The organism is Streptomyces sp. CO7 (assembly GCF_053474865.1).
Genome location: NZ_JBRIOU010000004.1, coordinates 1087838 through 1096645, shown reverse-complemented (window position 1 = coordinate 1096645; position 8808 = coordinate 1087838). Strand labels below are relative to the sequence as shown.

10 protein-coding genes and 1 pseudogene are annotated in these 8808 nt (G+C 71.3%); 5 read left to right on the top strand and 6 right to left on the bottom strand.

Going from position 1 to position 8808, the window contains the following annotated elements:
• From ACOV8S_RS17850 to ACOV8S_RS17825, 6 genes and pseudogenes are all read right to left on the bottom strand, one after another.
• A pseudogene (locus ACOV8S_RS17850) lies at positions 1–243 on the bottom strand (hypothetical protein); the annotation flags it as partial.
• Positions 240–752, bottom strand: coding sequence for a SigE family RNA polymerase sigma factor (locus ACOV8S_RS17845; RefSeq protein ID WP_448318763.1), 513 nt, complete (start codon positions 750–752; stop codon positions 240–242). The pseudogene ACOV8S_RS17850 and the gene ACOV8S_RS17845, both read right to left, overlap by 4 nt.
• Before the next feature lie 237 nt (positions 753–989).
• The gene (locus ACOV8S_RS17840) at positions 990–1247 is read right to left on the bottom strand and encodes a response regulator transcription factor (RefSeq protein WP_448318762.1); all 258 of its coding nucleotides are present in this window, start codon (positions 1245–1247) and stop codon (positions 990–992) included.
• A gap of 222 nt (positions 1248–1469) precedes the next feature.
• Positions 1470–2411, bottom strand: coding sequence for a hypothetical protein (locus tag ACOV8S_RS17835; RefSeq protein WP_448318761.1), 942 nt, complete (start codon positions 2409–2411; stop codon positions 1470–1472).
• Between the two features lie 112 nt (positions 2412–2523).
• Entirely contained in the window at positions 2524–2913 is a 390-nt protein-coding gene (locus tag ACOV8S_RS17830; RefSeq protein ID WP_448318760.1) for a hypothetical protein, read from the bottom strand.
• A 178-nt stretch (positions 2914–3091) separates the two neighbouring features.
• Positions 3092–3490 (bottom strand): hypothetical protein, encoded by a 399-nt coding sequence (locus ACOV8S_RS17825; RefSeq protein WP_448318759.1) that lies wholly within the window; start codon positions 3488–3490, stop codon positions 3092–3094.
• A gap of 248 nt (positions 3491–3738) precedes the next feature.
• Between ACOV8S_RS17825 and ACOV8S_RS17820 the strand changes: the two genes are divergently transcribed.
• The 5 genes from ACOV8S_RS17820 to ACOV8S_RS17800 all read left to right on the top strand — a co-directional run bounded on the left by ACOV8S_RS17820 (position 3739) and on the right by ACOV8S_RS17800 (position 8536).
• Entirely contained in the window at positions 3739–4233 is a 495-nt protein-coding gene (locus ACOV8S_RS17820) for a hypothetical protein (protein ID WP_448318758.1), read from the top strand.
• Positions 4230–5738 (top strand): peptidoglycan-binding protein, encoded by a 1509-nt coding sequence (locus ACOV8S_RS17815; protein ID WP_448318757.1) that lies wholly within the window; start codon positions 4230–4232, stop codon positions 5736–5738. Before ACOV8S_RS17820 ends, ACOV8S_RS17815 begins: the two co-directional genes overlap by 4 nt.
• Positions 5735–6511 carry an ABC transporter ATP-binding protein gene (locus ACOV8S_RS17810; protein ID WP_448318755.1) on the top strand — a complete coding sequence of 259 codons (777 nt, stop codon included), beginning with the start codon at positions 5735–5737 and terminating at the stop codon, positions 6509–6511. The genes ACOV8S_RS17815 and ACOV8S_RS17810 overlap by 4 nt, the downstream gene beginning before the upstream one ends.
• Positions 6508–7764: an ABC transporter permease gene (locus tag ACOV8S_RS17805; protein WP_448318752.1), complete on the top strand. Its 1257-nt coding sequence runs from the start codon at positions 6508–6510 to the stop codon at positions 7762–7764. Before ACOV8S_RS17810 ends, ACOV8S_RS17805 begins: the two co-directional genes overlap by 4 nt.
• Before the next feature lie 76 nt (positions 7765–7840).
• Positions 7841–8536, top strand: a complete 696-nt coding sequence (locus ACOV8S_RS17800; protein ID WP_108955069.1) for a demethylmenaquinone methyltransferase — start codon at positions 7841–7843, stop codon at positions 8534–8536.
• Positions 8537–8808 lie beyond the last annotated feature (272 nt).

The following is an 8808-nucleotide window of genomic DNA, read 5'->3' as shown; positions in this document are numbered from 1 at the left end:
GTTCTCCCAGGGGCCGGCCAGGGCGGTTGCCGCCACGCAGGCCACCGCTGCCGCGGTGACGCCCGCGAACGTGGTCATGCGGGCCCGCGTCTGACGCCGCCGGCCCAGCCGCACCGCCTTCTGCGTCAGATCGGGCAGGGCGGGGAGCTCCTCGGAGGCCCGCCGCATGAGCTCCCGTACCAGTTGGGAGTCGTCCTCGTGGGGCATGCCGTACCTCTCCGTGGTCTTCGGCGGGCTGGTCATCGGCAGCAGTTCTCGGCGGTGTACAGGTCCGCGTCGCCGAGGTGTTCGCGCAGCCGCGCGAGCGATCGGGAGCATTGACTCTTGACCGTCGACTCGCTGCAGCGCAGCTGGTGGGCGACGGCTGCCACGGACTGGTCCTCCCAGTAGCGCAGCACCACCATGGCCCGGGCGCGCGGCGGCAGCTGAGCCAGCGCGGCGAGCAGGGTCACCCGCAGGTCGGGCTGCGGGCCCGGGGCCACAGGCTCGGGTCGGTTGTGCGTCAGCAGGTCACGCAGTTTCCGCCGTCGTTCCGCCAGGTAGACGCGGGTGAGCACTGTGCGGGCGTACGCGTCCAGGCAGTCGGCGGCCCGTGCCCGCCGCCAGTACTGGAAGAGCCTCGCCAGCGTCGTCTGCACCAGGTCACGGGCGTTCTCCGGGTCTCCGCACAGCAGGTAGGCCGTCCGGTACAGGTGGTTCTGTCCGGCGCGCGCGTACTCCTCGAATTCCCGCTGCCGGTCGACGTCCGGCATGACAACCTCCCCCTGGTCACCGGTGGCGGCGGAGCTGCCGTCACCACGTCCCTCACCCCTCCCGATCGCCTTCGGCGCGGAAAGGTTGAAGCCGGTTGCAAGATTTTTTGTCGGACTCGCCTCACCTGCGGACTCAGCGCAAAGTTTGCTGCGGACGCGCATTGTCCCCTGCGCGCAGAACGGCGCCGAAAGTTGGGGAAACTTTCGGCGCCGCTCTCTTTTAGGGTCGTGCGTCAATCAATGGTGGCCGCACACCGCCTGCACGAACATCTCGCGCGTGGGTCCACTGCTGCGGGCCTCCCCGCGCATCTCGATCAGGGCGGAGAGCAGGCAGGCCTGGAGTCGGGTGATCCCTCCGAGCTTTTCCCTGATGTTGGTGATATGGAATTTGATCGTCCGCGGCGTGACCGAGAGCTTTTGGGCCAGGTCGGCGTTGGACGGCCCGGAGTGCAGATGCTGGAAGACCAGCAGTTCCTGCTCGGTCAGCAACGGCATGAGGGCGAGACTCTCCAGGAGTGGTTCGCCGGTATGCCCGGACCCTCCGAATTCTTCGGTCTCGTCGCCCCTTAAGTGATGCCCGCCCGTTTCGGGTGGAGAAGTGACGGTTAACATCTGACCCCCCTGTCAGTGCACCGGAACTCCTAGAGGTTAACAGGGCTGCAATGATCTCGCGTCCGGTTATGTCAGGGGCCGCGCCTCCTTTTTGGCCATTCGATGTCAGGAGGTGAGGGAAGAAGCGAGCTTGAGTCTTTCCTCGAGTTGCTTTTTCGCCAGATCCAGCGTCTCGGCATTCTGCTCGATCAGGCGCTTCTGGTATGCGGTCTCGACCGTCGCCCAGACGCCGACCAAGTTGGTCCGCTTCTTGCAGGCCACGTCCTGCTTGGCCGCCTCGATGGCACGTGGGGAGTCGAGCGAGGCGGCATCGAGCCCCAGGTCCTCGTACGGGCTGACGGGGTTGTCGGTGCGGTACCCCTTCTCGGCCATGCAGCTCGACCACTTCTTCACCGCCGCCCGCACTCTGCTGTCCTCGCGGGCGCGCCCGTAGGCGTCGAAGCCGAAGTTCTGCGGCACCATCACGTCCACGGAGTCCTTGGACGGCGCGAACAGCTTCAGGTATCCCTCACGCAGGCATCCGCCCGCGGGCACCTTCTGTCCGTCGACCTTGATCGTTCCCTGGCTGGAGTGTTCCGCCTCTTCCTGGTTCATCGGTACCGGGTCGGCGGGGTCGATCTTCTCCTTTCCGTGGAGCACGAGCTTCTCGTTGGGGCCCATGGCCCGGGCCGGCGGGCGCTCGGCACCGGTCACGGCCGTGTTGACGTACCCGCGCCGCGCGGCGGCGTCCGCGTCGGAGATGCCGTATCGACGGCTGTCCGTCCCCTGAGCGGCGGCCTGGCCGCCGGTGCTCGCAGTGCCCCGACCCTCGTAACGGAACCCGTAGCGGCGCATGCACCGGTCGATCAGCACGTCCTGCGCGGCGTTGAGGGTCCTGCGCTGTTCCTTGTCGGCGATGTAGGCGTCCAGGGGCAGACTCAGCTTGGCGGTGCTCAGCATGGTGCGGACGTCACCGATCTGCGGCTCGCTCGTGCCGCCGTCCTTGTTGTCGGAGCCGCCTGAGCAGCCTGTGGTCAGGACGAGGGCGGCCAGGGCCAAGGCCGTCAAGGCGGGGGGAGCGGTACGACGGTGCGGGGAAGGCATGACGACTCCGGAAACGCGAGAGGACGTACGAGAAGGGTGCAGGGCGGACGGCGTCCGTCGGCAGGGAACGGCAGGATCAACTCGGATAGGCGGAGCGGACGTACAGCGCGGCCGGACTGCTGGATCCGTAGCCGACGGGAACGTACCCGTCGACCCCGCCGGCGTTGGCGTCCGTGTGGATGCTCCACTCGTAGGAGTCCAGGTTCAGGAGGGATCTGGTGTTGCCTGCGACGACCTCGCCCGCGCAGGGTTGCGCGCCCTTGTAGGAGTCGTCGGCGAAATTGCTGTCACCCAGGTACAGGTCGAAGACCGCGTCGGTCTGGCCTGTTCCGCAGAAGAAGCCCATCTCGCCGCTGGTCAGCCAGCCGTCCTTGCCGGCCGCGTGGGCCGATCCCGCGGTGGCGCCGACGGCGCCGAGGACCAGGCCCACGGTGGCGACGGCGCGCAGTGCTTTCCGTGTCCTCATGTGCGTGCTCCCTCGTGTCGATCGCCCGATGTCCGCATTGGCCGGACGTGGGGAGGTGCGGAGCCGATAACATGCGGCGCGGACCGCCGTTCCGCCCGGCGCTTACGGGCGGAACGGCGGTCTGCTTCAGGGTGTTCGGCGACCGGCCGACGAGCTCCGGTCACAGGGGTCCCGCCGGTCAGCTGTTCCAGTAGGACGACGAGATCCTGTTCTTGAAGGTGGTGCTGGCGTTGCCGACGTGGCCGGCCGGGAGGTAGCCGTCGGAGCCGCCGCCGTTGGCGTCCGTGTGGACACTCCACTCGACGGTGTCCCGGTTCGAGTAGGACTCGGTCCAGTCGTTGGTGGTGTGACCCGCGCAGCTCAGCGAGCCCTTGAAGTAGTCGTCGCTGAAGTTCACGTCGCTCACGTACAGGTCGAAGACCGAGCTCCCCTGATTCTGCAGGCAGAACAGCCCGAACTCGCCGCTGGTCAGCCAGCCGTCCTTGCCGGCCGCCTCGGCCGAGCCGGCGGTGGCGCCGATGGCGCCGAGAACGAGACCCGCAGTGGCGATGGCGCGCAGAGCTCTCCGTGCGTTCATGTGAATTGGGCTCCTCGTGTAGGGACTTGACTGCTTGCCGGAGGAACGCGGTGTGCCGTTCCGGCCCGGGCAGCCATGAGTGAAACACCCTCACCCGGTGCCCCACTACTGTCCTCAGGGACAGCGCGCCGGTGTCACGAGGTGGCCTACCGTGCCGGTCCTGGGCGCCGTTCGGCCGCGCCCGTGGAGCGGTACGAAGGGTTGGCGTGATGGTGCTTCGACGGATCGGACCAGTTGCCGTCTCGGCCTTGCTGGGACTCGCCCTGCTGACGGGATGCGCCGGACGGGACGACGACGGCGCCGCGGCGCCGTCGTCCGCGAGCTCGAGGGGAACGGGCGAGGAGGCGAAGGGCGACGGGGCGAAGGGCGACGGGGCCGATCCCGCCCAGGCGGACTACTTCGCCTGCCTCGCCGACCAGGGCCTGCCGATGCGGGACACCGACTCCGGTGTGCCGGTGGTCGACACGGCGAAGGCCGACCCCGAGAAGGTCCAGCAGGGCGAGAAGGCCTGTGCCGACAAGCTGGAGATCCCCGCGGCCGACGCGAAGGAGCTGGCCGAGGCACGCGAGCTGACCGCCTGCATGCGGCGGAAGGGCATCGCCGACTTCCCCGACCCCGACCCGTCCACGGGTGATCACGCGCTGGAGGAGCTGGACGTCAAGTCCGACCCCGAGGCGGCGACCGCGCTCAAGGAGTGCGGGCTCAAGGACGACACCCCCACCGACGGCAAGGTGGGCGGATGACCGAGCTGGACGTCGGGACCGGCGAGGCCGTCCCGCGGGACACGGAAGCTCCTGGCGAGGTCCTCGCCCAGGAGGGGGAGGCGGCCCGCGCCTCGCTGACGGCCCGGCGGCGCTGGGTGATCGGCATTGCGGCGGGTGCCGTGGTGCTGGCCGGCGCGGGACTGGGGGCGGCGACCGTGGTCAGGTCGCCCGCCCAGGCGGCCGCAGACGCCGGACCGCCCCCGATGGACGTCCTGGTGGCCAGGGTGGAGAAGCGCGTCCTGCGGGACACGGTGATCGTGCGCGGCACCGCCACCGCCGCCCAGACCCTGCGGGTCACCCCCGCGGCCGCACCCGGAGCGGCGGGCGCCCCCGTGGTGACGAAACTGCCGGTCGCCGCCGGTGACAAGGTCACCGCCGGCAAGGTGCTGCTCGAAGTCTCCGGCCGGCCGGTCTTCGCACTGCCGGGGAAGGTGCCGGTCTACCGGGACCTGAAGCCCGGCGCGGAGGGCGAGGACGTGGCCCAGCTGCAGAAGGCGCTCGCCGCCCGGGGCCACGGTACGGACGGGGACACGCAGGGGGTCTTCGGCGCGGGTACCAAGAGCGCCCTGGCGGGCTTCTACGCCTCGATCGGCTACGAGCCGCTGCCCGCTGTGGAGGACGGCGGGGAGGCGGTGGAGGCCGCCGAGGACGCGGTCACTGCTGCCGCACGCGCCCTGCAGGACGCCCAGGACGGTGCCGCAGGCGCCGGTCAGGAGACGGAGGACGGGGAGAAACCCGCCGCGGAGCCGGGTGGGCACGCCGTCGAACGCGCACAGCAGGACCTGACGGAGGCCCAGCGAGAACTCGCCGAGGCCAGGGCCGTGGCGGGACCGATGCTGCCCTCGGCGGAGGTGGTCTTCCTCAAGGGTTTCCCGGCCCGTGTGGACTCGGTCTCCGCACAGGTCGGCTCGCAGTCGGAAGGCCCCGCCCTGACGGTGTCCGGCGGCGGTCTGGAGGTCCGTGCCCTTCTGCAGGACCACCAGAAGGGCCTGGTGCGGCCCGGGCAGAAGGTGGAGATCCTCTCCGAGGTCAGCGGTGTCACAGCGGCCGCGAAGGTGCTGTCCGTGGCCGAGGAGAAGACCACGCCGCCCCCGCCGCCCGGCTCGGGAGAGGGCGGTGGGGGCGATGCGGCACCGGCCGGTGAGCCCGGATACGTGATGATCGTCAGGCCCGATCACAAGCTTGACCCCGCACTCGCGGGCCAGGACGTGCGGCTCACCGTGGAGGCCGCGGCCACCGACGGCGACGCCCTCGTGGTCCCGGTGAGCGCCGTGTCGGCCGGCGCCGACGGCCGGACCACGGTGACGGTCGTGGACGGGTCGGGCAAGCGCAGGCGGGCCGAGGTGCGGGCCGGCACCACGGGTGACGGGTACGTGGAGGTGGTTCCGGCCCCAGGGACGTCCCTGAAGGAGGGCGACGAGGTGATCACCGGCGTCAATCCCGGACTGTCCGACGGGGCGGGCGAGGCCGGGGGCGCCCCGTGACCGTGCCGGACTCCCTGGCCGTCCCGGACGCCCTGCCCGCCGCCGGTCCCCTCGCTGCACCGGTGATCGAGTTCCGCGGCGCGGCCCTCACCTACCCCGGCCCGCCGCCGGTCCAAGCCCTCAAGCCGTTCGACCTGACCGTCCGGCGGGGCGAGTTCGTCACCGTCGTCGGCCCGTCCGGATCCGGCAAGTCCACCTTCCTCAACATCACCGGGCTGCTGGACGCCCCTACCGAAGGCCATTACCTCCTCGACGGCATCGACACCGGTGAGCTCCGCGACAGCGACCGCACCGCGCTCCGCGGACGCAGCATCGGCTTCGTCTTCCAGTCGTTCCACCTGCTGCCGCACCGCTCCGCCTGGGAGAACGTGGCGCTCGCCATGCTCTACAACGGCGCCCGCCGAAGGGACCGGCCCGCACGGGCGCGCGAGGCACTCGCGAGGGTGGGCCTCGCCCACCGTGCCGACGCGCCGCCCACCCGGCTCTCCGGCGGCGAACGCCAGCGGGTCGCCATCGCCCGTGCCCTGGTCGCCCGTCCGGCGCTCCTGCTGTGCGACGAGCCGACCGGAAACCTGGACTCCGCCAACGCACGCTCCGTCCTCGCCCTGCTGGAGGAACTGCACGCCGACGGGCTGACCGTGCTGGTCATCACCCACGACCCGTCGGTCGCCGCCCGCGGCGGGCGAACCGTCACCATCCGTGACGGCGTGCTCCGGCAGAACGCCACCTCCGGGGCCGGGACGGCTCCGGACCCGCGGGGGGAGACCGCATGAGGCTCCTCGCCCTGTGGCGGCCGCGCCGCCGCCCGCGCACCGTCGAGCCGTCCCGCCTGTCGCCCCGCGACGCCGTCGCCGAGTCGCTGGCAGGCATCCTCCAGCGCCCGGCGCGTTCCGCGCTCACCGCGCTGGGCACCGTTCTGGGCGTCGGCACCTTCGTCGCGATCCTCGGCCTGACCGCGACCACGTCCTCGCAGATCGACGCGCGCTTCTCCATGCTGAGCGCCACCGAGGTGACCGTGGAGGACGTGGGCACCGAGCAGAACGAGTTCGCCGGCCCGGCCTTCCCGCAGGACGCCGATGAGCGCGTGGAACGGCTGGGCGGCGTCCGGCACGCGGGTGTCTACTTTCCGGTCCGTCTCGACGCCGACTCGCCGGTTCGTGCCGCCCCGGTCGGTGACGTGGCCGAGGGGGAGGCAGTCGACGTGGTCGCGGCCTCGCCCGGGGCCCTGCACGCGGCCGTGCCCACGCTCACCCAGGGGCGGCTCTTCGACAGCTTTCACTCCGACCGCAAGGAGCGGGTGGCGGTGCTCGGCGCCTCCACTGCGGCGCGGCTCGGCATCACCACGCTGAGCATCGATCCGGCGGTGTTCATCGGTGACGAGCCGTTCACGGTCATCGGCGTCATCGGGGACGTGGAACGCAAGGCCGACCTGCTGATGTCTGTGGTCGTGCCGCGGACCACGGCGGAGGAGATCTGGGGACCGCCCGAGGGACCGGACATCCGGATGCTGGTGGCCACCGAGCTCGGCGCCGCCCGGCAGGTCGCGCGGCTCGCTCCGACCGCTCTGCGCCCCGACCACCCCGAGTACCTCAAGGCCGTTCCACCGCCCGACCCGAGGACGCTGCGCGGCAAGGTCACCTCCGATCTCGACGACCTGTTCCTGGTCCTGGCCGGCATCTGCCTGATCATCGGCGCGGTCGGCATCGCCAACACCACGCTCGTCGCGGTGCTGGAGCGCACCGGCGAGATCGGGTTGCGCCGTGCGCTCGGCGCGCGTGGGAGGCACATCACGGCGCAGTTCCTCGCAGAGTCGGGCGCCCTCGGTGTGCTGGGCGGACTGGTCGGCACGTCGCTCGGCGTCGTCACCGTGGTCGTGGTGGCCATGGCACGCGACTGGACCCCGGTGGTCCACCCGGGGACGGCGGCCGCAGCGCCGCTGATCGGCCTGGTCACCGGCGTGGTCGCCGGCCTCTACCCGGCCTTGCGGGCGTCCCGGATCCAGCCCGCGGAAGCCCTGCGCCGATGACCGGACGCCGCACACCGGGGGTGCGCCCACCGGGGCGTCCGTGCCGGGCCGGAGGGCGGCTGCAACAATGGGCGTCGTGACCCGCGCATCCCTGGACAAGCAGCCGCACGAAGTCGCCTCGATGTTCGACGGCGTGGCGAAGCGGTACGACCTCACCAACGACGTGCTGTCCCTGGGCCAGGCACGGCTCTGGCGCAAGGAGGTCGCCAAGGCGGTCGACGCGCGCCCGGGGCAGAAGGTGCTCGACCTGGCGGCCGGCACGGCCACCTCCTCGCAGCCGTTCGCGGAGGCCGGCGCCTACGTGGTGCCGTGCGACTTCTCCCTCGGCATGCTGCGGGTCGGCAAGGAACGCCACCCGTGGATGCCGTTCACGGCCGGGGACGCGACGAAACTGCCGTTCAAGGACGACACGTTCGACGCCGTCACCATCTCCTTCGGTCTGCGCAACGTGCAGGCCACGGACACCGCGCTCGCCGAGTTGTACCGGGTGACCAAGCCGGGCGGGCGCGTGGTGATCTGCGAGTTCAGCCGGCCGGTGTGGGCGCCGTTCCGCACCGTCTACATGGAGTACCTGATGAAGGCGCTCCCGCCGGTGGCCCGGACGGTGTCCTCCAACCCGGACGCGTACGTGTACCTGGCCGAGTCGATCCAGGAGTGGCCCGACCAGCCGGCGCTCGCCTCGCGTCTGGTGAAGGCCGGCTGGAGCGACGTGGCCTGGCGGAACCTCACGGGCGGCGTGGTGGCCCTGCACCGCGGCTTCAAGCGGGACTGAGCGGGACTGAGCGGTTCGGCTGCGGGATTCGCGGCCGGGGTTCGTCAACTCGGTTACGAGCAGCGGGCTTTGGGGGAACTGTAGGGCGCGCCCCGGTGTCCGAAGGGGCAGTCGACTCCTTCAGGATGGGCGGTACCCATGGCCACGTTCTGCCCGCGATGCCGCGTCGCGGGGCCCGACGGGGCGCGTTTCTGCGCGAACTGCGCGGCCCCGGTGATCGCGGGGCCGCCGCCGGCCCCGCCGACCGGCGCGGTCCCCACGCCACCGGAGCC

Coding starts and splice junctions, on each gene's coding strand:
- ACOV8S_RS17840 (WP_448318762.1), bottom strand. CDS start 1,247: ATGCCGTTGCTGACCGAGCAGGAACTGCTGGTCTTCCAGCATCTGCAC.
- ACOV8S_RS17805 (WP_448318752.1), top strand. CDS start 6,508: ATGAGGCTCCTCGCCCTGTGGCGGCCGCGCCGCCGCCCGCGCACCGTC.
- ACOV8S_RS17825 (WP_448318759.1), bottom strand. CDS start 3,490: ATGAACGCACGGAGAGCTCTGCGCGCCATCGCCACTGCGGGTCTCGTT.
- ACOV8S_RS17815 (WP_448318757.1), top strand. CDS start 4,230: ATGACCGAGCTGGACGTCGGGACCGGCGAGGCCGTCCCGCGGGACACG.
- ACOV8S_RS17830 (WP_448318760.1), bottom strand. CDS start 2,913: ATGAGGACACGGAAAGCACTGCGCGCCGTCGCCACCGTGGGCCTGGTC.
- ACOV8S_RS17845 (WP_448318763.1), bottom strand. CDS start 752: ATGCCGGACGTCGACCGGCAGCGGGAATTCGAGGAGTACGCGCGCGCC.